The sequence below is a fragment of the Nonomuraea sp. NPDC048916 genome (genome assembly GCF_040649575.1).
Taxonomy (GTDB): domain Bacteria; phylum Actinomycetota; class Actinomycetes; order Streptosporangiales; family Streptosporangiaceae; genus Nonomuraea.
In genome coordinates, this window is the sequence record NZ_JBEZFS010000032.1 from 25,026 (window position 1) to 50,189 (window position 25,164).

Genomic DNA, 25,164 nt, shown 5'->3' on the forward strand with positions numbered 1-25,164 from the left:
GCGTTCATTACCCTGGTCGGTAACCCCTAGCAGAAGGCAGTCCCGTGTCCCAGCAGCCAGGCCAGCTCACATTCGTCGCGCCGCGCAGGGCCAAGCCGGCCCGGCACCTGGCCGACCTGTCCATGGCCGACCGCCGGGTCGCGGTCACCGAGCTGGGCGAGAAGGCGTTCCGCGCCGACCAGCTCTCGCGCCACTACTTCGAGCGCCTGACCACCGACGTGGGGGCGATGACCGACCTGCCCGCCTCCTCCCGCGACAAGCTCTCCGCGCTGCTTCCGGCGCTGCTCACCCCGGTCAAGGAGCTCACCACCGACGGCGGCACCACGCGGAAGACGCTGTGGCGGCTGTTCGACGGCGCGCTGGTCGAGTCGGTCCTCATGCGCTACCCCGACCGGGTCACGATGTGCGTGTCGTCGCAGGCGGGCTGCGGCATGAACTGCCCCTTCTGCGCCACCGGCCAGGCCGGGCTGACCCGCAACATGTCCACCGCCGAGATCGTCGAGCAGGTGGTCTCGGGCGCCCGTGCCCTGGCGGCCGGAGAGGTGCCCGGCGGGCCCGGCCGCGTGAACAACGTGGTCTTCATGGGCATGGGCGAGCCGCTGGCCAACTACAAGCAGGTGATCGGTGCCGTGCGCCGCCTGGTGGAGCCGGCTCCCGACGGGCTCGGCATCTCGGCCCGCGGTGTCACGGTCTCCACCGTCGGCCTGGTGCCCGCGATCGGCAAGCTCGCCGACGAGGGCCTGCCGGTGACGCTCGCCCTCTCCCTGCACGCGCCCGACGACGAGCTGCGCGACACGCTGGTGCCCATCAACACGCGCTGGAAGGTGTCCGAGGTCCTCGGCGCGGCGTGGGCCTACGCGGCCAAGACCAAGCGGCGGGTCTCGATCGAGTACGCCCTGATCAAGGACATCAACGACCAGGAGTGGCGGGCCGACCTGCTCGGCAAGCTGGTCAAGAACAAACTGGTGCACGTCAACCTGATCCCGCTCAACCCCACTCCCGGCTCCAAGTGGACGGCCTCCCGGCCGGAGGACGAGCGCGCGTTCGTGCGCCGGCTCCAGTTCCACGGCGTCCCGGTCACCGTCCGCGACACGCGCGGCCGCGAGATCGACGGCGCCTGCGGCCAGCTCGCCGCGACCGAGTGACCCCCACCGCCCGAAGATCGGTCCGGGCGCGTACCGCCCCCTTCAAGACCATCCTGTACGGCACGCACGGGAGGGCCCACCCGCCGCACGTGGCCGGGCGCCTCCAGGGAGACGCCCGCTGACCCGCACGTGGCCGGCCGCCGTCACGGCGCACGTCCAGGCGTTCACCCCGAGGCGCACAGGTCAGGGACGGCTACGGCGCAGGAGGCCGTACCCGATGAGGGCGAGCAGGCACCAGCCCAGCGAGACGGCCGCGAGGTGAGGCAACTCGGCGGCCAGCCGGCCGGTGCCCGCGGCCTTCATCCAGGCGGTGACCGGCACCGTCAGCCAGTACACCGGTGAGGCGCCGACCAGCAGCATGGTCAGAAAGCCCGACACCAGCGCCATGAACGACAGCGCGGGCGACGGCAGGATCGGGCGGCTGGTGAGGGCGCCCAGCGCGAGGCCGGCCAGCACGGCGAGGCCGTGCATGACCGCGCCCATGGCCAGGACGGCGGGTGACGGGGTGGCCGACAGGCCCAGGAGCAGGCCCCATCCCATGGCGAACGCCGCGAAGCCGAGAGACGTCACCAGGGCGGCCAGCAGCCCCGCGGCCTGTTCGCGAAGGGCGCCGCCGGCGGCGGTGGCCGAGATGACGCGCTGCTGGTCGGGCTCGGTGTCGAGCAGGCTTCTGGCCGACCAGGCCAGGAAGGGGATGATCAGCACCGCGGAGTCCGTCAGCACCGCCGCCTCCTCACCCTTCGGCGCGCGGGTGGCGTAGACGATCGCGAGCATCGCCAGGATGGGCAGCAGGGCCTGGTAGACGCGGTGCGACCGTACGTAGGCGGCGATGCGGAAGCTCGTCAGGGCGATCATGTGGCCTCCTCGTGGGCCACGGCGCGGGCCTGGTAACCCTCGTCGCGCATCCGGCCCAGGAACGCCGCCATCTCGCCGGCCGGCACCGTGACCTCCACGGTCGCCGTGGGGCCGGCGAACGCCTCCGGCACGGGGGAGAGGAGGGCGGGGCGGTCGGTCAGGTGTCCGTCGGACAAGGACCAGTGGCGGATGGCGGGGAAATCGCGCAGGCCGCCCTGGTGGTCGCTGACGACGGCGATGCCGCCCCGGGCCGTGACCTCGGTGAGGATCTCGGGGAGGACGGCGCGGGTGTCCTCGTCCAGGCCCGCGAAGGGCTCGTCGAGGATCAGCAGGCCGGGGCCGGCCATCAGGGCCTGGGCGAGTCCGACCTTGTGGGCGCTGCCCTTGGACAGCTCTCCCAGCCGGACGTCGAGCAGGTGGGTCATGCGCAGGCGTTCGGCCCAGGGCTCCCAGCGGGCGCCGCCGCGGACGCGGGACATCCGCCGCAGGTAGCCGGCCACCGTGAACGGCTGCTCGACGGGAAAGCGGTCGGGGGCGAACGCCACCACGGGCGGCCGGTCCGTGATGGTCCCCGAGGTGGGCTTGGTGACCCCGGCCAGCAGGCGCAGCAGGGTGGACTTGCCCGCGCCGTTGACCCCGGTCAGCTCGATCGCCTCACCCGGCGAGAGACGGGTGTGGAGGTCTTCGATGACGTAACGTTCACGTCTTCGGTAGCGAAATGACACCTTGGATAGCCGCATGGTGCTGTAACGGTATAAGGCGTCTCGCTTTGCCGTGATAAAGAGCCCCACAATATAGACGAACCCCCCAGAACAAACTCAGGAGGAATGGGCTTGAACCGCTTTCCGCGCGTCATGGGTATGCGTTCAGGCTATGACCCGGTCGACGTCGACGCTCTCATCGGACGGATCGAGTCGACCTTGGGCAGGGGGGCGCGCGATGTCGAGCCGGTGACCGCCGACGACGTACGCCGCGCGACGTTCCGGGCCAAGCGCGGCGGCTACCAGGAGACGGCGGTCGACTTCGCGCTGGAGGCGTTCGTGGTGGCGCTGGAGACGAAGGCCAAAAGCCCCGTACGGCTGGCCATGACCGAACCCACCGGCGAGATGCTGCGCGAGGAGTGGTTCGAGACGCAGGCGGCCCGGGTGGAACGGGTGGCGTTCCGGCCCGGGCGGATGGGCACCGGCTACAACGAGGACGAGATCGACGCCTTCCTGGACCGGATCGTCGCCACGTTGCGCGGCACCACCGACTACCCGGTGACGGCCAAGGAGGTGCGCGAGGCGAAGTTCTCGACCGTGCTGCTTCGGTCCGGCTACCTGATCGCCGACGTCGACGCCTTCCTGGCCGGCATCGCCGACGTCCTGGAGCAACGCGCCTGACCCGCGGCGCGCGGGCGGCTCACGGTGACGTGGTGATCAGGTCGGCGAGGCCGTGCAGGTCGGGGCGGGTCTCCTGGAGGATCGACGGGTCGGGCGGGTGCTCACCGAGGCGGTTGATCCAGACGCGTCGGATGCCCAGCCGGTGGGCGGGCACCATGTCGTGCACGTAGCTCTGGGCCACGTGCACCCACCGCTCGGGCTCGTAGGAGCGCCTGAAGGTGTCGAAATGGGCGTGGGTCGGCTTGTAGGCGCCCGCGTCCTCGGCGGTCACCACCGCGTCGAACCGCACCGGCAGCCGCCTCTGCGTCTCGCCGATCAGGTCGCGGTCGCAGTTGGTGAGCAGGGCCAGGCGCCAGCCGGCCTCCCGCAGTGCCGGGAGCTCGTCGCCGACCTCCGGGAACACCGGCCAGTAGGGGAGCGTGGCGGCCAGCACCGAGGCGTCGTCGGGGGCGAGCGGCACCTTCTGCTCGGCGCAGGCCCGGCGCAGCGACTCGGCCAGCACCTCGCGGTAGCGCAGCCCCGGGGTCTCGGCCTGCACCTCGCGCTCGTGCCTGCCGTAGGCGTCGAGCAGCCTGGGCCCGTGGCCGGGCGCGACCAGGCCGGCGCCGGCCGAGATGCCGTGCCGCCAGTCGACGAGCGTGCCGAAACAGTCGAACGTCACCCATCGCATGAGTTCCATACTGGACCCCTGGCGATCTCCGTGCGACCCGTCGAGCCCGCTGATCTTCTCGCCCGGCGGCTCGCGGCGGCGTTCCGGCGGAGCCGGAGGGTGCCCGAATCAGGCACGAGCCAGGGCCGGAGCCACGCCTCCCAGGGTGTCGCGGTTCCTGAGCAGGGCGACGATCACCGAGGTGACGGGCGCGGCCAGGAACGCCCCGGTGATCCCGGCGATGAGGCTGCCCACGGCGATGGCGACGAGGATCACCGCGCCGGGCAGGTCAAGTGCCCGGCCGTAGATCTGGGGCGCCAGCACGTGCCCCTCGATCTGCTGCACCAGCACGGTCACCGCGACGACGATCAGCGCGATCAGCCAGCCCTTGGCCACGAACGCCACCACGGCGGCCAGCAGCCCCGCCATGAACGCCCCCACCACCGGCAGGAACGCGCCCACGAACGTCAGCACCGCGAGCGGCAACGCGATCGGCACGCCCAGGATCCACAGCGCCATCCCGATGAAGAACCCGTCGACCAGGCCCACGAGGGCCACGCCGCGGATGTAGCGGCCGATCACGTCGAAGATCAGCTCACCGGTGTTGCGGACCCGGCCCCTGGCCGTGACCGGGATCAGGTCGAGCAGCCAGTGGAACAGCCGGTCGCCGCCGTGCACGAAGTAGATCGCCAGGATGGCGGCCAGCACGGCGCCGATGACGATCTCGCCCACGGTCCGCGCTCCGGTCAGCGCGCTGGTGGTGATCTGCTGCCCCCGCTGGGACAGGTAGTCTCTGACCTGCGCGGCCAGGTGCTCGGTGTCGATGCCGAGCCGGGCGCCGAGGCCCTGAAGGTCCTGCACCGCCTTGCCGAGGCTGTCGCTCATCTGGCTGATGCCGCTGGCGGTGGGCGGGACGAGCAGCGCGATCAGCGCCGCGGCGAGCAGCACCCCGCCGACGAAGACCACCAAGGTGGCCAGCCCCCTGCCCAGGCCGCGGCGACGCAGCCACCGGGCGGGCGGCAGCAGCAGCGCGGTGAAGAACACGCCGATGATGATCGAGATGATCACGGTGTGCAGGAGGACCACGCAGTAGAGCCCCACCGCGATGATCGCGATCCAGCCGAGCGCGCGCCACGCCTTCATCTCCGCCTCCCCCCTTGAGCCCGGAGGGAGGCGTTCCCCCCGGCGATCTCCGGCAACCACCCGGGCCGCCGGGAAGCCGGAGGTCAGGCGGGCGGCGCGAGGCGGTGGTGCTGCTCCCGCTTGGCCGACTCGTAGGCCGTCCGGGACTCCTGGCCGGCCGGCGTGGTGGAGATCTCCGCCACCGGGACGTCCCACCACGCCTCCGACGACGGGGTGTCGAGGGCGGGGTCGGTGCGGACGTAGACGACCGTGGTCTCCTTGGCCGAGCGGGCCGTGTCGAGGGCCTTGCGGAGCTCGGCGAGCGAGTCGGGGCGCAGGACGGTCGCGCCGAGGCTCGCGGCGTTGGCCGCCAGGTCCACCGGCAGCGGGCCGCCGTCGTAGCGGCCGGTGCCGCGGAAGCCGTAGGAGGTGCCCAGACGCTCGGCGCCGACGCTCTCGGACAGGCGGCCGATCGAGGCGAATCCCGAGTTGTCGACCAGGACCACGACCAGCTTGACGCCCTCGGCGACGGCGGTGACGAGCTCTTGGGCCATCATCAGGTAGGAGCCGTCGCCCACCATGACGAACACCTCGCGCTCGGGCGCCGCCAGCTTCACGCCGAGCCCGCCGGCGATCTCGTAGCCCATGCACGAGTAGCCGTACTCGACGTGGTAGGAGCCCGGGCCGCTCGGCCGCCAGAGCTTGTGCAGGTCGCCCGGCATGGAGCCGGCGGCGCAGACCACCACGCCGTCGTCGCCGGCCGCCGCGTTGACCGCGCCGATCACGGCCGACTGCGGCAGGGGCGAGCCGTCCAGGGCGTAGGCCGCGTCCACCGTGGTGTCCCAGGCGCGGATCAGCTCGGCGGCCCTGGACCGGTAGGCGTCGGAGGTGGACCAGCCCGCGCAGGCCGCGGTCAGCTCGGCCAGGCCCTCCCTGGCGTCGGCCACCAGTTGCAGGCCCGACAGCTTGGCCGCGTCGAAGCCCGTGATGTTGACGTTGACGAAGCGGGCGCCGGGGGCGAACAGCGAATGGGAGGCCGTGGTGAAGTCGCTGTAGCGGGTGCCGATCCCGATGATCACGTCGGCCTCGCGGGCGAGCGCGTTGGCGGCGGTGGTGCCGGTGGCGCCCACGGCTCCCATCGCGAGCGGGTGCCCGTGGGGGAGCGCGCCCTTGCCCGCCTGGGTCTCGGCCACCGGGACACCGTGGGTCTCGGCGAAGATCCGCAGCTGCTCGGCGGCCTCGCTGTAGATCACGCCGCCGCCGGCGACGACGAGCGGCCGGGCGGCCGATCTGACCAGCTCGGCCGCCCGCACCAGCGCGGCCCGCTCGGGGCGCGGCCGCGGGATGTGCCACACGCGCCGCGCGAACAGCTCCTCCGGCCAGTCGTACGCCTCGGCCTGGACGTCCTGCGGCAGCGCCAGCGTCACCGCGCCCGTCTCGGCCGGGTCGGTGAGCACCCGCATGGCGGCGAGCAGCGCCGGCGGCAGCTGCTCGGGACGGTTGATCCGGTCCCAGTAGCGGGAGACCGGCCTGAGGCAGTCGTTGACCGAGACGTCGTAGGAGCGGGGGTCCTCCAGCTCCTGGAGCACCGGGTTGGCCACCCGGGTGGCGAACACGTCGCCGGGCAGCAGCAGCACCGGCAGCCGGTTGATCGTCGCGCCGGCCGCGCCGGTGACCATGTTGGTCGCGCCGGGGCCGATCGAGGTGGTGCAGGCCAGGGTGGACAGCCGGTTGGCGGCCCGCGCGTAGCCGGCGGCGGTGTGCACCATCGCCTGCTCGTTGCGGCTCAGGTGGTAGGGCAGGTCGACGGTCGAGGTGGCGAGCGCCTGGCCGAGCCCGGCCACGTTGCCGTGGCCGAAGATGCCGAAACAGCCGCCGAAGAAACGGTGCTCGGCGCCGTCGCGCTCGGTCCACTGCTCGGCCAGGAAGCGCACCACGGCCTGGGCGACGGTCATCCGGGTCATCGGGTCCTCCCGAACGGCACTCTGGGGTCGATCTCCTGGCCTTCCCATGAGGAGCGGATCCAGGCGTGGCGGGGGTCGTCGCAGAACGCCATCGACCGCTCCTCGGCGGGACCGGCCAGGACGTTGAGGTAGTAGAGGTCGTAGCCGGGCGCGGCCATCGAGGGGCCGTGGTAGCCGTAGGGGACGAGCACCACGTCGCCGGAGGAGACCTCGGCGAGGGTGTCGATGTGGCCCCGCTCGGAGGTGTAGACGCGCTGGTAGCCCTGGCCCTGGCCGGCGACCTCGAAGTAGTAGATCTCCTCCAGCACCGCCTCGCCCTCGTGCGGGGTGTCGTGCTTGTGCGGGGGATAGGAGGACCAGTTGCCGCCGGGGGTGAGCACCTCGACGGCCATGAGCTTGTCACACTCGAAGACGCCGGGGGCGCAGAAGTTGTTGACCTGGCGGCTGGCCTGGCCGGCGCCCCGGATCTCCACGGGCACCTCGGAGGCGGGCACGTGGCGGGGCTCCAACCGGCGGGTGGCCCGGGCCGACGGGAACGCGATCCGCCCCACGCCTGTCACCGTCACCTGCGTAGAAATCGGGATGTAGGCGAAATCGGAGGGGCCGTCGAAGACCGAGGCCCGCCCGGCCAGCTCCCAGCTCGCGGCCGGTTCGCCCGAGGCGGAGCAGGTGACGGCGCACGAGCCGGAGAGAGGGAGGACCAGCATCTCCTCCTCGCCCGTGTCGAACGACACCGCGCCGCCGTCGAGGTCGGCGACCCGGAGCCCCGCATAGGTCCAGCCCGCCACGGACGGGGTGATCTCCACCGACCACGGCCCGCTGGCGGCCTTGCCGTACTGAAGGTAGGTCATCGCATCTCCCTGAAGGGACCGGCGGTCATGAGCGTGCCTCCCGCACCAGGGCGGCTGCGCCGTCCACGACCGCCGCGACGTCGTCGCCCGGAGGATAGAGCAGGGCGCGGCCGACCACGAGCCCGCGCACTCCCGGCAGGCGCAGCGCCCGCCCCCAGTCGGCGTAGGCGACGTCGATGTCCGGCGGATCGCCGCCGAGCAGCAGCGCGGGCAGCGTGGTGGCCGCCATGACGCGCTCCATCTCCGCCACCGCGGGGATCTTGAGCCACGTGTAGGCCGAGGTGACGCCGAGAGCCTGCGCGACACTGATCGACTTGATGACCGCCTCGGGAGACAGGTCGTTGCGCACGGCGCCGGTGTCGGAACGCAGCGACCAGAACGGCTCGACCATGGCTATGAGCTGCCTGCGGGCCAGGTCGGTCACCGCGTGGGCGCACGATTCGAGCGTCGCGACCGTCGCGGGGTCGCCCGGGTCGATGCGGCAGAGCATCTTGCCGCCGTCGAGCCGCATCGTGTCGATCGAGGCCGCGTCGAAGCCGGTGAACCGGTCGTCCAGCTCGAAGACGGACCCGTACAGGCCGCCGCGGTTCATCGAGCCGAAGGCCAGCTTGCCCTCGAGCGCGCCGAGCAGCAGCAGGTCCTCCAGCACGTCGGGCGAGGCCAGGATGCCGTGGACGCCCGGCCGGGACAGCGCCAGTTGCAGCCGGTCGAGCAGGTCGGTGCGGCTGGCCATGGCGAGCGGCCGGTCGCGCACGGCGAGCGCGCCCCGCGCGGGGTGGTCGGCCGCGATGATCAGCATCCGCTCGCCCGCGCCCGGCAGGCCGCGCCGCCGCCTTCTGGTCGCGGCCAGCGCGATCTCCTCCGGGTTGGCCGTGCGGATGTCGGTGAGCCGGTCGTAGCGAGAGGTCCGGGGCAGCGTGATGTCGCTCATAGCAGCGCCAGCACCTCGTCCGTCGTCGGCATCGCGTCCGCGCAGGCCAGGCGGGCGGCGACGTGCGCGCCCGCCGCGTTGGCGAAGCGCACGGCGCGCTCCAGCGGCCAGCCGCTGAGCAGCCCGTGGCAGAGCGCGCCGCCGAACGCGTCGCCCGCGCCCAGCCCGTTGACCACCTCGACCGCGACCGGCTGCACCACGACCTGCTCGTCCTTGTCCCGCGCCAGCACGCCGTCGGGGCCCATCTTGACGATCGCCACCTCCATGCCGGCGTCGAGCAGTGCCTGGGCGGCCGCCTCCGGCTCGCGGACGCCCACGGCGATCTCCACCTCGTCGAGGTTGCCGACGGCCACATTGGCGTAGGGCAGCGCCTGCCGCACGGCGCGGCGGGCGTCGTCGGGCGACTCCCAGAGCATCGGCCGGTAGTCGAGGTCGAACACCGTCCAGCCCGACGCGCGGGCCTCCAGGGCGGCGGTGTGGGCCGAGCGGCTGGGCTCCTGGCTCAGACCGGTGCCGGTGAACCAGAACACACCGGCCTGGCCGATCGCGTCGAGGTCGAGGGACCCGGCGGTGATCCGCAGGTCAGGTGGATGTTCGCCGCGGTAGAAGTAGATCGGGAAGTGGTCGGGCGGGAAGATCTCACAGAAGGTCACCGGGGTCGGTGGTCCCTCGATCGTGGCCACGAAGGCGTCGTCCACGCCGAATCCCCGGATCGCCTGCCGTACCCACTCCCCGAAGGGGTCCGCTCCCACGGCGGTGATCACCGCCGCGCGCACCCCGTGGCGCGCGGCAGCCACCGCGACGTTCGTCGGGCTGCCGCCGAGGAACTTGCCGAAGGTCTCGACGTGGGCCAGGCCGACGCCGGTCTGCAACGGATAGATGTCGACGCCGCAGCGGCCGATCGTGATCAGGTCGAACAACGCACCTCCAGGGACGGAGCCTTCGTGGACCACTATGGCATATTGTCATGACATACGGATGTCCGCTATGTTACGCACCGTCCCAAGGTCGAACGCCGCCAACAGGGCAGGTCGGGTCCGTGCATGTCACATGATGTCGGACCGTTCCCGGTCTGTTGCCGGTGATGGGGCGGCATGTGGGTGCACTCCAGAAATTTAGCCAAAGCTTTACGTCATCCGCATGTCATGACATATTGGCCTGAACTTCCTCCCTTTTCGGACGTCTCGGAGGGTATGAATGGGATTGCGTAAAAGGCCGGTGGCGGTGGTCGCCGTCCTGGCCGTGTCGGGGCTCGGACTCGTCGCATGTGGCGGCGAGTCGTCGTCCGGCGGCGGTGACACGATCGAGCTGACGATCGCCCAGAACGCCATCGCGGGCGGCAAGAACGCCGTGGCGGCCGGCCACATCGCCGACTGGGTCATCCCCAGGTTCGAGGCGGCCCAGAAGGCCAAGGGGAAGGACGTCAAGGTCAAGTTCGTTCCCAGCGGCGTCGACGACGAACAGTACAAGACCAAGCTCTCCCTGGACCTGAAGTCAGGCAAGGGCGCGGACGTGATCGACATCGACGGCATCTGGGCCGGTGAGTTCGCCGAGGCGGGCTACATCAAGCCGCTGGCCGACGTGGTCGGCCCCGAGGCCGAGAGCTGGGACGGCTGGGCGCAGATCCCCGACGCGGTCCAGGGGCTCGCCACCTACAACGGCAAGAAGTACGCCATGCCGATCGGCACCGACGGCCGGGTCCTCTACTTCAACAAGACCCTGTTCGGCAAGGCCGGCCTGCCGGCCGACTGGCAGCCGAAGAGCTGGCAGGAGGTGCTCGACGCGGGCGCCAAGCTGAAGTCGTCCGGCGTGCCGGTGCCGATCCAGATCAACGCGGGCACCGCGATGGGCGAGGCCACCTCGATGCAGGGCGTGCTGCCGCTGCTCGCGGGCGCGGGCGGCGAGGTCCAGCGCGACGGCAAGTGGACCGGCGCCTCGCAGCCGCTCAAGGACGCGCTCGGCCTCTACCAGAAGATCTACGGCGGCAGCGGCCTCGGCGACCCCAAGCTCCAGCAGGAGGCCAAGGGCCGCGACAAGTCGTTCCAGCAGTTCGCCGAGGGCAAGATCGGCATCCTGATGGAGGGCGACTACTTCTGGCGCGGCGTCGTCAACCCCAAGGACGGCGTCGCCAAGATGGCCGACCGCGACCAGGTCGTCGGCTACGCCAAGATCCCGGCCATGGAGCCCGGCAAGGGGCTGCGCGGCCAGGACTTCGTCAGCATGTCGGGCGGCGCGCTGCGCACGGTCAACCCCAACAGCGAGCACCCCAAGGAAGCCTTCGAACTGCTCGCCTTCACCCTCTCTCCGGAGGCGCTGAAGGAGGAGACGAAGGACGGCAACGTGCGCATCACCCCGCGCGCCGACGTCAACAAGGAGATCCTGGCCGGCCAGGCGCTGCTGACGTACATCTCCGAGGAGGTGCTCCCGCTGACGGCCTACCGTCCGCCGGTGGCCGTCTACCCGCAGGTGTCGGCGGCCCTCCAGGAGGCGACCGCCGCCGTGGTCAGCGGTAAGACCCCTGACGAGGCCGCCGCCGGCTACCAGGCGAAGCTCGAAGGAATCGTCGGTGGCGCAGGCAACATCGCCTCCTGAGGTTCGCGAAGACGCCCCTGCCCGCCGCTACAGCGTGGACGCGGCGGGCCTGGGCCACCTGAGGGCGGGCGCCTTCGTGGCGCCCGCGCTGGCGCTCATCACGGTGTTCCTCGTGTTCCCCGCCCTGTGGGTCATCTACCTGGGGCTGATGAACTACCGGCTCACCGGCGTCGAGGCGGCCGACCCGAGGTTCGCCGGGACGGACAACTTCGTCAAGGCGATCACCGACCCCGCCTTCTGGGACTCCACCTGGCTGACCTTCCAGTTCGTGCTGGGCTCGGCGGTCATCGGGCAGGTCGTGCTCGGCTTCTCGATCGCCTGGATGCTGCGCGACCGGCGCGGCACGCTGAAGAGCGTCGTCGAGGGCCTGGTCATCCTGGCCTGGATCCTGCCCAGCGCCGTCGTGTCGTTCCTGTGGGTGGCCCTGCTCGACCGCGACAGCGGCACGCTCAACGCGCTGCTCGGCATCCCGGGCTTCCCCTGGCTGCTCGACCACCCGATGCTGTCGATCATCATCTTCAACACCTGGCGCGGCACCGCGTTCTCGATGATGTTGTACGGCGCCGCGCTCGGGAACGTGCCACCCTCGCACCTGGAGAGCGCCCGCCTGGCCGGGGCCTCCGGCTGGCAGCAGCTCCGCGACGTGGTGTTCCCGCACATCAGAGGGCACATCCTGACCAACCTGCTGCTGATCAGCTTGTGGACGTTCAACGACTTCAGCCCCTTCCTGCTGACCGCGGGCGGCCCCGACGGCAGGTCCGAGGTGCTGGCCGTGCACGTCTACAAGGTCGCGCTCCAGGGCGGCGACCTGGGCTACGGCGCCGCGATCTCCACGGTCATCCTGCTGATCAACCTGGTCGTGGCGGTGTTCTACCTGCGGCTGCTCAGGAGCAAGAAATGACGCGGTTCGTCGCGGGCCGGATCGGCTTCTACACCCTGATCGCGGTGCTGCTGGCCTTCTTCACGATCCCGCTCCTCTGGCTGGCCACGGCGCCCTTCACCTCGGACCCGACGTACGAGGTCCGGATGCCCGACTTCACCTTCGAGAACCTCCAGATGATCATCGATCATCCCTACGCGCTCTGGTCGCTGGTGAACTCGCTGGTGCTGTCGATCGGCACCGCCGTGCTCGTGGTGGTCCTGTCGGCGCTGGCCGCGTACGCGCTCAGCCGCGTGCGGCTGCCGGGTCGCGACGCCCTGCTCTACGCGCTGCTGCTGCTCTCGTCGATCATCACGGGCACGGCCGCGATGGTGCCGCTCTTCCAGCTCGCCATCGAGCTCAACCTGATCGACTCGCAGACCGGGCTGATCCTGATCCTGAGCGGCGGCCTGCTGCCGGCGGCCATCTTCATGATCAAGGACTTCATGGATTCCACGCCGAAGTCGTACGAGGAGTCGGCGCGGGTCTTCGGCGCCTCGCCGCTGCAGATCGTCCGCCACGTGGTCGTCCCCGTGGTGCGCCCCGGCCTGGCGACGATCGCGGTCTGGACCATCGCCAACGTGTGGGGCAACTTCCTGATGCCCTTCCTGCTGCTCAGCGACGTCGAGAAGCAGCCCGCCGCGGTGATCATGTACACCCTCTACACCGAGGGCGGCCAGGCCAACCTCAAGGTGCTGTCCACGTTCGGCCTGCTCTACTCGGTCCCCGTGGTGCTCATGTACCTGTTCGTCAGCAAGAAGTACGGCTTCCGGTTCCACGGAGGGATCAAGCGGTAATGGCGGCAATCGAACTGCGAGGCCTGACCAAGGTCTACCCCGGTGGCGTGAAAGCGCTCGACTCGCTCGACCTGGTCATCCCCGACGGGGAGTTCTTCGCCCTGCTCGGCCCCTCCGGGTGCGGCAAGACGACCCTGCTGCGCACGCTCGCCGGGCTGGAGACCGCCACCGGCGGCTCGGTGGTCATCGGCGAGCGCGACGTCACCGGAGTCCAGCCGGGCGGAAGGGACGTCGCGATGGTCTTCCAGGACTACGCGCTGTTCCCGCACATGAACGTCACCGACAACATCGCCTACCCGCTGCGCATCAAGAAGGTCGCCAAGGCCGCGAGGGAGCGGAAGGCCGCCGAGGTCGGCGCCCGGCTCGGTCTCGACCAGCTGATGGACCGGCGCCCCGGCCAGCTCTCCGGCGGACAGCAGCAACGGGTCGCGCTCGCCCGCGTCATGGCGACGCAGGCGCAGGCGTTCCTGTTCGACGAGCCGCTGTCGAATCTGGACGCGCGGCTCCGGCTGGAGGCCCGTACGTTCCTGAAGAAGCTCCAGCGCGAGCTCGGCGTCACCACCGTCTTCGTCACCCACGACCAGGCCGAGGCGCTGGCCATGGCCGACCGGATGGCCGTCATGGAGGCCGGGCACATCCGGCAGATCGGCACGCCGGCCGAGGTGTTCCAGCGGCCCGCGAACACGTTCGTCGCCGGTTTCATCGGATCCACCCCCATGAACCTGCTGGACGGCGTCGTCCGCGGTGACACTCTGGAGGTGGCCGGGTGCAAGGTGGCGGTCCCGGCGTCGGCCGAAGGGCTGCTGTCCGACGGTGAGCAGGTCGTGTACGGCGTGCGGCCGGAGTACAACACCTACTCGGCCGAGCCCGCCGAGGGCGGCCTGGGAGGAAAGGTGTCGATCGTGGAGAACCTCGGCGCGTCCCATCTGGTGACGCTGGAGGTCAACGACGTGGCCGTGCAGGCCGTCGTGCCCGAGGGCAGCGAGCCCGAGCTCGGAGACGAGGGCTTCGCCGTGCCGAGGAGAGACCGGGCCCTGGTCTACCGCGACGGTGAGCTGGTGTCGGCATGACCGTGATCCGGGGGCACTGGAGCCTCGACGACCGGCTGGAGCTGATCCTGCGGGAGGTGCCCTTCGAGGTGCCCGCCGGCGCCGAGGCCGTGACCGTACGCCTCGGCTACGACCGGTCGCGAGGCGTGCTCGACCTCGGGTGCGGCGATCCCGACGGGTTCCGCGGCTGGTCGGGCGGCGCGCGCGACGAATACACGATCACCGCCGACTGGGCGACCCCCGGCTACCTGCCGGGTCCGGTGCGGCCGGGCACCTGGCAGGTCTGGCTGCGGCTGCACCGGGTGCCGCCGGAGGGGCTCGACTACACGCTGGAGATCCTCGCCGAGACCGCGCCTCCCCCGCGGCCCGTCACCGAGGAGCCGCCCGCCGGGGAGCGCCCGCCGCGCCGCGACATCCCCGACGTCGACGGTCTGCGCTGGTACGCCGGCGACTTCCACGCGCACACCCTGCACAGCGACGGTTCGCTGACCATCCCCGAGCTGGCCGAGCTGGCCAGGGGGCGCGGCCTGGACTTCCTGGCCGTCACCGACCACAACACCGTCAGCCACCACCCCGAGCTGGCCAAGACCGACCGCGGCATCACCCTGCTGCCCGGCCAGGAGGTCACCACCGACCGCGGCCACGCCAACGTGTTCGGCGACGTCGGCTGGGTCGACTTCCGGCAGCCCGCCGACTCCTGGGTGCGGCACGCCGCGGGCGAGGGCGGCCTGATCTCGATCAACCACCCGCTGGGCGGCGACTGCGCCTGGCTGCAGCCGGTGACCGAACGCCCCCGCGTCGCCGAGGTCTGGCACTCCGGCTGGTGGGACCGGCGCTGGGGCGCGCCCCTGGCCTGGGCCGACGCCTGGCACGACGACCTGGTCGCGATCGGCGCCAGCGACTTCCACCGGCACGGCTCCGACGGCCTGCCCGGCTCGCCCACCACCTGGGTGCTGGCCGCGGACACCGGCACGGTCTTCGACGCCGTCGCCGCCGGACGCACCGCGATCTCGGCCGGCCCCGGCGAGCCGCTGCTGCTCCGGCTGGGCGACGAACTGCTCGCCCTGGACGCCGACGGCCTGGTCCTGGTGCGCCCCGGCGGCGCCCGGCAGGTGATCCGCGGCGATCGGGTGCTGGTGCCGGCCGGCGAGGGCCGGCACCGTCTGGAAACCTACGAGAACGAGGTGATGGCGCTGTGCGCATGACGAGTGTCGCCAACGCTCCGGTGAGTTTCGGCGTGTTCGAGCTGAGCGACGCGCCGCCGCCGCTGACCGCCGACGAGATGGTGCGCGCCATCGCCGACGCCGGCTACGCGGGCATCGACCTTGGTCCCATCGGCTACCTGGGCACCGGTGACGCGCTGGCCGAGCGGCTCGGCGGGCTGCTGCTCGCCGGAGGCTGGGCCGACCTGCCCTACGGCGACCCCGAGGCGTTCCGGAAGCGGCTGCCCGAACTCGACGCGACGCTGGACGTGTTCGCCGCGGCGCCCCCCGCGCCCGCGCATCTGGCGCCGCGGCCGACGCTCGGCTGCTCGGGCTCGCCCGAGCGGTTCGCCCGTCCCGGCGGGAACGCTCCGGGGCTGGAGCCCGCCGCGTGGGCCGGCTACGCCGCCCGCGTCCAGGAGGCGGCCGACCGCTGCCGCGAACGCGGCTTCGAGCCCGCCTTCCACCACCACCTCGGCACCTACGTCGAGACGCCCGACGAGGTCGAGCGGCTGCTGGAGCTGACCGACGTGCGGCTCTGCCTCGACACCGGTCACCTGCTGCTCGCCGGCGGCGACCCGGTGACCGCGCTGCGCGACTGGGCGAGCCGGATCGGCCACGTGCACATCAAGGACGGCGACCGGAACATCCTCGCCCGGTCGATCGCCGACGGCGTGGACCTGCGCGAGCTGATGGGCCGCGGCGGCTTCGCCTCCCTCGGCGAGGGCGAGCTGGACCTGCCGGGCGTGGTCCGCGCGCTGGACGAGATCGGCTACCAGGGCTGGGTCGTCGTCGAGCAGGACACGCTGCCCGGCCGCCGCTCGGTCGAACAGAACATCGCCGACCAGGCCGCGAACCGCGAGAAGCTGAGAGAACTGGGACTTTGACACCACGCTGGAGGAGTGGGCTGTGAAGATCGCGCTGGTCGGATGCGGCGCCGTCACGCAGGCGGTCTACGTGCCGCTGCTGTCGAGGCGACGCGACCTGTTCGAGGTGACCGCCGTCTGCGACCTGTCGCGGACACTCGCCGACGCCGTCGGCGATCGGCTGGGCGCTCCCGGCCGCTACACCGCGCTCGACCGGATGCTGGCCGACGGCGGGTTCGAGGCCGTGGTCATGCTCGCGTCCGGCTCCCATGGTGAGGCGGTGCGTCAGGCGCTGGCGGCCGGCTACTCCGTGCTGTGCGAGAAGCCGCTCGCGCTGACCCGGGCGGAGGTGGCGGCGCTGCCCGAGGGCCGGCTGATGGTCGGCTACATGAAGCAGTACGACCCGGCCGTGCGCCGGGCCGAGGAAGTGCTGGCCGAGCTGGGCGGCGCGGCCGTGGTCAGGTCGGTCGAGGTGAGCGTGCTGCACCCGAGCGGCGAGTCGCAGCTGGCGTTCGCCAACCTGACCCAGGCCCGCGACGTGGACCCGGACCTGCTGGCGTCGCTGCGCGCGGCCGAGGACGGCCTGGTGTCGCGGGCCCTCGGCGAGGCGGCTCCGGCCTCCGTGCGGGCGTTGTACGGGGTGGCGCTCGGATCGATCTGCCACGACCTGTCGCTGCTGAGGCGCTTCACCGGGTCGCCGGCCGAGATCTCCCACGTCGAGACGTGGGGTCCCGCGCCCGGCTCCATCGAGATCTCCGGCCCCCTGCCCGTCGCCGGTCGGTTCGCGATCCGGTGGCACTACCTGGAGGACTACCCCGCCTACCGCGAGACCGTGACCATCCACCACGACAGCGGCTCGCTGGAGCTCGTCTTTCCCGCGCCCTACCTGATGAACGCGCCCACCACGCTGACCGTGGTGTCCCCGGGCGAGAGCCGCACGGAGTGGCGCGACGTGACCGAGGCGTTCGAGGTGCAGCTGGCCGCCTTCCACGCCTACGTCAACGACGGCAAGCCGCCGCTCACCGACGCGGCCGGCGGGCTCGAGGACATCGTCACGGCCCAGCGCGTCGCCGCCCGTTACGCCGTACAGCATGGCCTGCCGATCGGAGGGGAGGCAGCGTGACCACGGATCCCGCCGCCGAGATCGTCGTCGTCCCGCACACCCACTGGGACCGCGAGTGGTACGAGCCGTTCCAGCGCTTCAGGCTGCGGCTGGTCGCGCTGCTGGACGAGGTGCTCGACACGATGGAACACGAGCCCGGCTACCACTTCACCCTCGACGGCCAGCTCGCCTGCGTCGACGACTACCTGGAGGTGCGGCCGGAGAACCGCGACCGCGTCGCCGCGCTGGTCGAGTCGGGGCGGCTCGCGGTCGGCCCGTGGCAGATCCTGCTCGACGAGTTCCTCTGCTCCGGCGAGAACATCGTCCGCAACCTGGAGCTCGGCATGGACCGGGCCGACAAGCTCGGCGGGGCCATGCCGGTGGGCTACCTGCCGGACATGTTCGGCCACACCGCGCAGATGCCGCAGATCCTGCGACGGGCCGGGCTGCTCCACGCGTGTGTCTACCGCGGCGTGCCGGCCTCCGTGGTGACCGACGTCTTCGCCTGGGTCGCGCCCGACGGCACGGCCCTGCGGACCCAGTACCTACCGGCCGGCGGCTACGGCAACGGCGCCCACCTGTTCGAGGATCCCGAGCTCCTGGCCGAGCGGGCCGCGGAGTTCACCCGCCAGATGCGCGAGTGGCACGGGCCGGACGGGTCCCTGCTGGCGATGTACGGCACCGACCACTCGGCGCCCGTGCGCGGGCTGCCCGGCATGGTGGCCGGGATCGGGGCCCGGATGGACACCTTGTCCGGATATATAGGTGCTTATTCGGGTGAAGTGGATGGGCTGCCGCGCGTGTCCGGCGAGCTGCGCTCCCACGCCCGGGCCAACATCCTGCCCGGCGTCATCTCCGTGCGCGCCCACGTCAAGCAGGCCATGGGCCGCGCCGAACGGATGGTCGAACGCTACGCCGAGCCGCTGGCCACGCTCTGGGGCGACGACTGGCCGGGACGCTTCCTCGACATGGCCTGGTGGCGCCTGGTCGACGCCAGCGGCCACGACTCCGTCACCGGCTGCGGCGTGGACGAGACCGCCCAGCAGGTGGCCGCCCGCATCGCCGAGGCCGAGCACCTCGGACAGGCCGTGCGCGACATGGTCACCGCCAGGCTGGCCGCCGCCGTGCCGTCCGACGGCGTGCTGGTCGTCAACCCCACGCCCGCCACCCGGCGCGGCGTCGTCCGCGTGGACGTGGCGGGCGACGACCCGCTGGTGGACCCGTCGGGCGCGCCCGTGCCCGTCCAGCCGCTCGAGTACGCGCCGACGCTGCTGCTCGACGAGGAACTGGACCCGGAGACCGCGCTCACCTTCGTCCACGGCACCGAGCTGTACGGCCAGCACATCACGGGCTGGTCGGTCGAGGACGGGGCGCTGACCTTCACGGTCGCGCGCGAGCCGGCGGCCCCGTTCAACGTGGCCCAGCTCAGAGGGGCGCTCGACGGGGTCACCCGCGTGCGCATCCTCGCCGAGCCACGCCGCACGGTGGCGGCCCTCGTCGAGGTGCCACCCCTCGGCCACACCAGCGTCCGCCCCGTACCGTACGCGACCGTGCGCGGAGGGGCCGCGTCCGACGGCGTCGAGATGGCCGGTGCCCCCGTCGGGGTCACGGGCGCTCCGGCCCCCATGCCCGCCGGCGTGCGGGCCGAGGGCCGGGTGCTGGACAACGGGTTGCTCCGCGTCGAGGTAGCCCCCGACGGCACGCTCACGCTGATCGGGGCCGGCGGCGTGACCCTCACCGGCGCGGGCCGGATCGTCGACGGCGGCGACGTCGGCGACAGCTACAACTACGCGCCTCCGGCCGACGACCTGATCGTCTCGGAACCCGAGTCGGTCGAGGTCACCACGGTCTGCTCCGGCCCGCTGCTGGCCGCGCTGGACGTCCGGCGCGTCTACCACTGGCCGGCCGCCGGCGCGGGGATCGAGGGCACCCCGGAGATCCCCGCCCCGTCACGCACGGAGGCGACCGAGCGGACCGTCGTCGACACCCGGGTCGAGCTGCGGGCCGGCGAGCCGTACGTGCGGCTGCGCGTCGAGTTCGACAACCGCTGCTCCGACCACCGGGTCCGGCTGCACGTGCCGCTGCCCTCGCCGGCGACCGCCTCCCACGCCGAGGGCCAGTTCGCCGTCGTCACCCGCGGCCTGACCGCCGAGGGCGGGTGCGGCGAGGAGCCGCTGCCCACCTTCCCGGCCTCCTCGTGGGTGGCCGCCGGGGGAGTCGCGGCGCTGCTGGAGCACGTCACCGAGTACGAGCTGGTGGACGAGGGCGGCGAGCTGGCCCTCACCCTGCTGCGCTCGATCGGCTACCTGTCGCGCAACCGCCACGCCCTGCGCCCCGAACCGGCCGGCCCCCAGCTGCCGACCCCGGCCGCGCAGTCCCGCGGCCTGCGTTCGGTCGGCCTGGCGCTCATGCCGTACGACGGGACGTGGGAGGTCGTGCCGCCGGCGGCGGAGACCTTCAGGCACGACCTGCTGCCGGTCCCCGGCATGGGCGCGCCGTCACTCGACCTGCCCCCGGCCGCGGCGGGCCTGTCGGTGACGGGCGACGGAGTCGTCATGACCTCCCTCCGGATGCGCGACGGCCGGCAGGAGCTCCGCGTCGTGGCCCTCACCCCGGCCGGCACCGAAGCGGTCATCGAAGGCTCGTTCGCCCAGGCCCGTCACGCCGACCTCCGCGGCCGCCCCGGCGCCCCGCTGACCGTCGTGGACGGCGTCCTCCGCCTGCCCCTGCGCCCCTGGGAGATCGCCACCGTCCAACTCTCAAACTGAGCGTAATATTATGATCGCCTAGAGTAATATCCCGGCCATGGTCACCCCCCTTCACGAGGGCCTGGTCGGGATCACCACTCTCGACCCCGAACACACCGCACGCATGCTGCGGGAGCTGTTCGGCCTCCCCATCCCTCTCACGTCCGAGGCCAAGCTCGTCTCGTGCGACCTGTCCGAATGCGTGCCCGCCGTCTACCGGGCGGACGCGGCACTCCTGTACGGCGATGACGCCCGGCACAAGCTGGGTGTCATCGCCGAGGTGCAGTTGCGCGAGGACAGGCGCAAACGCGAGTCGTGGCTCGCCTACATCGCCAACCTGCGCGCCCGCGACCACTGTCCTGTCTGCCTGGTCGTCATCTGTCCAGACCGCGCCACGGCCCGCTGGGCGGCGCTCCCCATCGAAACCGGTCACCCCGGCCTGACACTGACCCCTCTGGTGATCGGGCCGGACAACACGCCGGTCATCACCGACGTAGCCGAAGCCATCGGCAACATCGGCCTCGCGGCCGTCTCCGCGATCACCCACAGCGGGGATCCGCAGGTGGACGCCATCCTCGCCACGCTGACGGCCGCCCTGGACACCATCGATCCGACGATGGCCCAACGCTACGCTGAATATGTCACCGTGGCGCTGACGGGCAACGCCCAGAAAGAAATGGAGCGACTCATGGCCACCGAGACATACCTCTACCAGGGCGAGTACGCCCAGAGTCTGAAGGCCGCGGGAAAGATCGAGGGGAAGGCAGAAGGGAAGGCCGAGGGGAAGGCAGAAGGGAAGGCCGAGGGGAAGGCAGAAGGAGAGGCGGAGGCGGTGCTGGTGTTGCTCGACTTCCGCGGCATCGTCCTGTCCGAGCCTGATCGGGCACGGATCATGGCCACCACGGATACGACCGTGCTCAAGAGGTGGATCCAGCGCGCCTCGTTCGTCGACTCCGTCGAGGAGCTTTTCGCCTGAGCCGCTGATCACGTGCGCGGGGGTGGCGTCGTCTGATCCGTGTCACTGGTCGTGGAGGCCGAGTTGGCGGGCGGCCTGGATGGCCAGCCATACCTCGGCGAAGGCGGCGCTGGAGGCCAGGTCGCGGCCCGTCAGGATGGTGAAGCGGCGCAGGCGGTAGGCCAGCGTGTTGGGGTGGATGTGGAGGGCGGCCGCGGCCTCGTCGGTGCGGCGGTTGCGCTCCATCCAGGTGCGTGCCGAGGTGAGCAGCTGGGAGTCGTGGGCCTCGTCGTAGGCCAGCACCTCGCCGAGGACGTGTTCGACCAGGGCGGTGAGCGTCGCGGGGTCGTCGGGCAGCCACCTGCCCGTGGTGTCGTCGCCGTAGTGGACCACGGTCCGGCCCGACTCGGCGGCCCGGGCGGCGGCCCAGACCGCCTCGCGCTGGGCGACCCGGGTCGGCTCGCCCGAGGGGAAGGGCCGGCTCATCCCGGCGTGGACGTCCGGCAGCGCGGCGATGGCGGCGCCGAGGGTGGGCGGGCCGAGGACGTAGTGGTCGTCGCCGCGCCGGAGCATCAGGTGGGGATGGTCGTCCAGCGCCCTGCGCAGGGTGGCGCCCTCGGCGTCGCGCACCACGACCAGCACGGCTTCGGTGTCGAGGGGCAGGCCCAGCCGGGCCAGGCGGCGACGGGCCGTGGACGGGGCGAGCACGTCCTGGAGCAGCTCGGCCAGCGTCTCCGCGCCCTCGCGGCGCAGGGTCTCGCGCTCGTTGCGGGCCATGGCGACCTGCAGGGCGGCCACGGTGGCGATGTGCTGGACCACCGCCAGCCCGGCGGGGCGGGCGCCCTCCCGTTCGAACGCCACCAGGAAGCCCGCCGCGCCTCCCGGGGCGGGCACGGGCAGCACGAATCCGCCGGGGATGGTCGGCGGCGCGTCGGGCTCGGAGGGCAGCGCGTCGACCGACGGCACCGGGACACCGGGCAGCAGCGGGCGGCCCTGCGGGGTGCACAGGTAGACGTCGTAGCCGGACAGCCGCTCCAGCCGCCTGAACAGCGTCGCCGTGTCGAGGTCCTCCGCCGCCAGCCACCGCAGCGCGCCGAACACCTGGAGCTGCGCGCCCAGCCGGTGCCGGGCGTCCTCCTGCACGGCCGCCGCGACCTCCTGGGCGATCGCGATGAACGGCACGGCGAGCGGCACCTCCAGCAGCGGCATCCCCCGCTCCTCGGCGGTGTCGAACAGCGCCTGGTGCAGCGGCGGCATGTGGAGCTGGGCGGACAGGGCCAGCGCCGACACCCCGGCGTCGTCCAGCCGTTCGAGGTAGGCCCGCTGCGCGGCGGCGCCGCGGGGCACGCCGATGCCCGTCGTCATGATCACTTCGGCGCCCAGCAGCCAGGGAGTCGGATCGTCGAGCTCGCTCACGTGTGCCCAGGACACGGACCGCCCGAGCCCGGCCTCGCCCGCGAGCAGGCGTAGCTGGAGGGCGGGGGAGCGGAGCAGGTCCTCGACCGTCAGTTTGTGGTCAGCCACAACACACACCGTAGTACTTTGTTTACCGGCCAATTGTCGCAGGTCAGAGGCTTGACGAAACTGCCAGCATGAGAAAAGGTCCCATCGACTCAGCCCGGATCCCGCGTTTCGCCGGGCCCGCCACGTTCGCCCGGCTGCCCCGGCTGGACGAGGTGGAGCGGGCGGACGTGGCCGTGGTGGGCGTGCCGTTCGACGCCGGCGTCTCCTACCGGCCGGGGGCCCGGTTCGGCCCCGCGGCGGTGCGGGAGGCCTCCCGGTTGCTCCGCCCCTACCACCCGGGCCTGGACGTCTCCCCCTTCGAGCGCGCGCAGGTCGCCGACGCGGGCGACATCGTGGCCAACCCGTTCGACATCCGCGAGGCCATCGAGATGGTCGAGGCCGCGGCCGACTCGATGGAGGCGCGGCTGGTCACCATCGGCGGCGACCACACGATCGCGCTGCCGATGCTGCGGTCGGTGGCCAGGCGGCACGGCCCGGTGGCGTTGCTGCACTTCGACGCCCACCTGGACACCTGGGACACCTACTTCGGCGCCGAATACACCCATGGCACCCCGTTCCGAAGGGCGGTCGAGGAGGGGATCCTCGACACCGAGGCGCTCAGTCACGTGGGCATCCGCGGCCCGCTCTACGGCAAGAAGGACCTGGAGGAGGACCGCAGGCTGGGGTTCGGCATCCTGACCGCCGCCGACGTGCTCCACCGCGGCGTGCGCGAGGTGATCGACGTGCTGCGGCAGCGCATCGGCGACCGCCCGTTGTACGTGTCGGTCGACATCGACGTCCTCGACCCGGCCCACGCCCCGGGCACCGGCACTCCCGAGGCGGGCGGTCTGACCAGCCGCGAACTGCTGGAGATCCTGCGCGGACTGGCCGGCTGCGACCTCGTCGGCGCCGACGTGGTCGAGGTGGCCCCGGCCTACGACCACGCCGAGATCACCGCCGTCGCCGCCTCCCACGTGGCCTACGACCTTGTCAGCTTGCTGGCGTTGCAGGAGAGACGATGAGCAACAACATCACCGAGATCGAGACCTACGGCATCGATCGCATCCCCGACGCCGACCGCGCCGCCCGGCCGTTCGACCTGTTCAGGGTGGCCTTCGGTGGCGCGAACACCTTCGCCACCTGTGTCCTCGGCGCCTTCCCCATCCTGTTCGGGCTGTCGTTCTGGCAGGGCCTGGCCGCGACCGTGCTCGGACTCGTGGTCGGCGCTCTCATCCTGGCTCCGCTGGCGTTGTTCGGGCCGCTCAACGGCACCAACAACGCCGTCTCCTCCTCCGCGCACCTGGGCGTGCACGGCAGGATCGTCGGCTCGTTCCTGTCGATGCTGACCGCGATCGCGTTCTTCTCGATCTCCGTGTGGTCCTCCGGCGACGCGCTCGTCGGCGGCGCGCACCGGACGGTCGGCCTGCCCGCCACCGACTTCTCCTACGGCGTGGCCTACGCGTTGTTCGCCGGGCTCGTCCTCGTCGTGTGCGTGTACGGGTTCCGGTTCATGCTGTTCGTCAACAAGATCGCGGTGGTCGCGGCGTCGCTGATGTTCGTGCTGGGCGCGTTCGCGTTCGCCGGCGACTTCGACCCGGCCTACCCGGGCATGCTGGCGGACGGTGACCCGTTGTTCTGGCCGTCGTTCATCGGGGCGGCGCTGATCGTGCTGTCCAACCCGGTGTCGTTCGGCGCCTTCCTCGGAGACTGGTCGCGCTACATCCCCGCGTCGACCCCGCGTTCCAAGGTGATGGCGGCGGCGTTCATGTCGCAGATCGCCACCATCCTGCCGTTCTTCTTCGGCCTGGCCACCGCGTCGATCATCGCCGTCAAGGCGGCCGAGCACATGGACCCGGCCGCTCCCAACTACGTCGGCGGCCTGCTGACCATCGCCCCGACCTGGTACTTCGTGCCCGTCTGCCTGATCGCGCTGATCGGCGGCATGTCCACCGGCACCACCTCGCTGTACGGCACCGGCCTGGACTTCTCCAGCCTCTTCCCGGGCTTCACCCGGGTGCGGGCCACGGTGTTCGTCGGCACGCTGTCGATCGTGTTCATCTTCATCGGCCGTTTCGCCGCGAACCTCACGCAGAGCATCTCGACGTTCGCGACGCTGATCATCACCTGTACCGCCCCCTGGATGGTGATCATGATGCTCGGCTACGTGACCCGCAGGGGCTGGTACGACCCCGACGCGCTGCAGGTGTTCAACCGCCGCCAGCGGGGCGGGCGCTACTGGTTCACCCACGGCTGGAACGGGCGCGGCCTGACGGCCTGGATCGTCTCGGCCGGGATGGCGCTGATGTTCGTGAACCTGCCGGGCCAGTTCGTCGGCCCGCTGGGCGATCTGGCCGGCGGTGTGGACATCTCGCTGCCCGTCGGGCTGGGCGTGGCCGCGGTGCTCTACCTGACGCTCCTCGCGGTGTTCCCCGAACCGCGCGAGGTGCACGGCCCGGCCGGGCCGCGCCTGGTGCGCGCGGCCGACACGCCGGTGCCGCCGATCGTCGCCGTCGCCACCGAGCCGGCCGTGTGA

At 71.8% G+C, this 25,164-nt stretch carries 22 protein-coding genes; 13 read left to right on the forward strand and 9 right to left on the reverse strand.

The genetic code is table 11. The features are described 5' to 3' along the window. The first annotated feature begins 44 nt into the window (after positions 1-44). Positions 45-1,145 (forward strand): 23S rRNA (adenine(2503)-C(2))-methyltransferase RlmN, encoded by a 1,101-nt coding sequence (gene rlmN, locus AB0C16_RS29460; protein ID WP_357687428.1) that lies wholly within the window; start codon positions 45-47, stop codon positions 1,143-1,145. 183 nt (positions 1,146-1,328) lie between these two features. Here rlmN and AB0C16_RS29465 read toward each other — a convergent pair whose 3' ends face one another. Beyond that, positions 1,329-2,000, reverse strand: coding sequence for a hypothetical protein (locus AB0C16_RS29465; protein WP_357687430.1), 672 nt, complete (start codon positions 1,998-2,000; stop codon positions 1,329-1,331). Next, positions 1,997-2,740 carry an ATP-binding cassette domain-containing protein gene (locus tag AB0C16_RS29470; protein WP_357687431.1) on the reverse strand — a complete coding sequence of 248 codons (744 nt, stop codon included), beginning with the start codon at positions 2,738-2,740 and terminating at the stop codon, positions 1,997-1,999. Before AB0C16_RS29470 ends, AB0C16_RS29465 begins: the two co-directional genes overlap by 4 nt. Positions 2,741-2,860: 120 nt before the next feature. Here AB0C16_RS29470 and AB0C16_RS29475 point away from each other — a divergent pair, with 120 nt between their 5' ends. After that, positions 2,861-3,382, forward strand: coding sequence for a DivIVA domain-containing protein (locus tag AB0C16_RS29475; RefSeq protein WP_357687433.1), 522 nt, complete (start codon positions 2,861-2,863; stop codon positions 3,380-3,382). A 19-nt stretch (positions 3,383-3,401) separates the two neighbouring features. On the opposite strand, the gene AB0C16_RS29480 is transcribed toward AB0C16_RS29475, so the two are convergent. The 6 genes from AB0C16_RS29480 to iolC form a co-directional block, all read right to left on the reverse strand. Further along, positions 3,402-4,061 (reverse strand): HAD-IA family hydrolase, encoded by a 660-nt coding sequence (locus AB0C16_RS29480; protein ID WP_357687435.1) that lies wholly within the window; start codon positions 4,059-4,061, stop codon positions 3,402-3,404. Positions 4,062-4,160: 99 nt separating this feature from the next. Beyond that, the gene (locus AB0C16_RS29485; protein WP_357687437.1) at positions 4,161-5,174 is read right to left on the reverse strand and encodes an AI-2E family transporter; all 1,014 of its coding nucleotides are present in this window, start codon (positions 5,172-5,174) and stop codon (positions 4,161-4,163) included. A gap of 83 nt (positions 5,175-5,257) precedes the next feature. Then, positions 5,258-7,108: a 3D-(3,5/4)-trihydroxycyclohexane-1,2-dione acylhydrolase (decyclizing) gene (gene iolD, locus AB0C16_RS29490; protein ID WP_357687518.1), complete on the reverse strand. Its 1,851-nt coding sequence runs from the start codon at positions 7,106-7,108 to the stop codon at positions 5,258-5,260. 5 nt (positions 7,109-7,113) lie between these two features. Next, entirely contained in the window at positions 7,114-7,968 is an 855-nt protein-coding gene (gene iolB / locus AB0C16_RS29495; protein ID WP_357687439.1) for a 5-deoxy-glucuronate isomerase, read from the reverse strand. 25 nt (positions 7,969-7,993) lie between these two features. Beyond that, a complete protein-coding gene (locus tag AB0C16_RS29500) occupies positions 7,994-8,899 on the reverse strand; it encodes a deoxyribose-phosphate aldolase (protein WP_357687441.1) in 906 nt (301 codons plus the stop codon). After that, a complete protein-coding gene (gene iolC, locus AB0C16_RS29505) occupies positions 8,896-9,819 on the reverse strand; it encodes a 5-dehydro-2-deoxygluconokinase (RefSeq protein ID WP_357687442.1) in 924 nt (307 codons plus the stop codon). The genes AB0C16_RS29500 and iolC overlap by 4 nt, the downstream gene beginning before the upstream one ends. 277 nt (positions 9,820-10,096) lie before the next feature. Between iolC and AB0C16_RS29510 the strand changes: the two genes are divergently transcribed. From AB0C16_RS29510 to AB0C16_RS29550, 9 genes are read left to right on the forward strand one after another with little or no spacing between them, the layout of a single operon-like run. Continuing rightward, on the forward strand, positions 10,097-11,491 hold the full coding sequence (locus AB0C16_RS29510) for an extracellular solute-binding protein (protein WP_357687444.1): 1,395 nt from the start codon (positions 10,097-10,099) through the stop codon (positions 11,489-11,491). Then, positions 11,466-12,392 carry a sugar ABC transporter permease gene (locus tag AB0C16_RS29515; protein ID WP_357687446.1) on the forward strand — a complete coding sequence of 309 codons (927 nt, stop codon included), beginning with the start codon at positions 11,466-11,468 and terminating at the stop codon, positions 12,390-12,392. The genes AB0C16_RS29510 and AB0C16_RS29515 overlap by 26 nt, the downstream gene beginning before the upstream one ends. Then, positions 12,389-13,207 carry a carbohydrate ABC transporter permease gene (locus tag AB0C16_RS29520; RefSeq protein ID WP_357687448.1) on the forward strand — a complete coding sequence of 273 codons (819 nt, stop codon included), beginning with the start codon at positions 12,389-12,391 and terminating at the stop codon, positions 13,205-13,207. The genes AB0C16_RS29515 and AB0C16_RS29520 overlap by 4 nt, the downstream gene beginning before the upstream one ends. Continuing rightward, entirely contained in the window at positions 13,207-14,277 is a 1,071-nt protein-coding gene (locus tag AB0C16_RS29525; protein WP_357687450.1) for an ABC transporter ATP-binding protein, read from the forward strand. The genes AB0C16_RS29520 and AB0C16_RS29525 overlap by 1 nt, the downstream gene beginning before the upstream one ends. Next, complete coding sequence (locus AB0C16_RS29530) at positions 14,274-15,461, forward strand: CehA/McbA family metallohydrolase (protein WP_357687451.1); 1,188 nt, start codon at positions 14,274-14,276, stop codon at positions 15,459-15,461. Before AB0C16_RS29525 ends, AB0C16_RS29530 begins: the two co-directional genes overlap by 4 nt. Next, on the forward strand, positions 15,458-16,345 hold the full coding sequence (locus tag AB0C16_RS29535; protein ID WP_357687520.1) for a TIM barrel protein: 888 nt from the start codon (positions 15,458-15,460) through the stop codon (positions 16,343-16,345). Before AB0C16_RS29530 ends, AB0C16_RS29535 begins: the two co-directional genes overlap by 4 nt. 22 nt (positions 16,346-16,367) lie before the next feature. After that, a complete protein-coding gene (locus AB0C16_RS29540; RefSeq protein ID WP_357687453.1) occupies positions 16,368-17,447 on the forward strand; it encodes a Gfo/Idh/MocA family oxidoreductase in 1,080 nt (359 codons plus the stop codon). Further along, positions 17,444-20,194 (forward strand): glycoside hydrolase family 38 C-terminal domain-containing protein, encoded by a 2,751-nt coding sequence (locus tag AB0C16_RS29545; protein WP_357687455.1) that lies wholly within the window; start codon positions 17,444-17,446, stop codon positions 20,192-20,194. The genes AB0C16_RS29540 and AB0C16_RS29545 overlap by 4 nt, the downstream gene beginning before the upstream one ends. 37 nt (positions 20,195-20,231) lie before the next feature. Then, positions 20,232-21,149 carry a hypothetical protein gene (locus tag AB0C16_RS29550; protein WP_357687457.1) on the forward strand — a complete coding sequence of 306 codons (918 nt, stop codon included), beginning with the start codon at positions 20,232-20,234 and terminating at the stop codon, positions 21,147-21,149. Positions 21,150-21,191: 42 nt separating this feature from the next. On the opposite strand, the gene AB0C16_RS29555 is transcribed toward AB0C16_RS29550, so the two are convergent. Next, positions 21,192-22,652, reverse strand: coding sequence for a PucR family transcriptional regulator (locus AB0C16_RS29555; RefSeq protein ID WP_357687458.1), 1,461 nt, complete (start codon positions 22,650-22,652; stop codon positions 21,192-21,194). A gap of 68 nt (positions 22,653-22,720) precedes the next feature. Between AB0C16_RS29555 and speB the strand changes: the two genes are divergently transcribed. Next, positions 22,721-23,653 (forward strand): agmatinase, encoded by a 933-nt coding sequence (speB, locus tag AB0C16_RS29560; RefSeq protein ID WP_357687460.1) that lies wholly within the window; start codon positions 22,721-22,723, stop codon positions 23,651-23,653. Beyond that, positions 23,650-25,164 (forward strand): cytosine permease, encoded by a 1,515-nt coding sequence (locus AB0C16_RS29565; protein WP_357687462.1) that lies wholly within the window; start codon positions 23,650-23,652, stop codon positions 25,162-25,164. Before speB ends, AB0C16_RS29565 begins: the two co-directional genes overlap by 4 nt.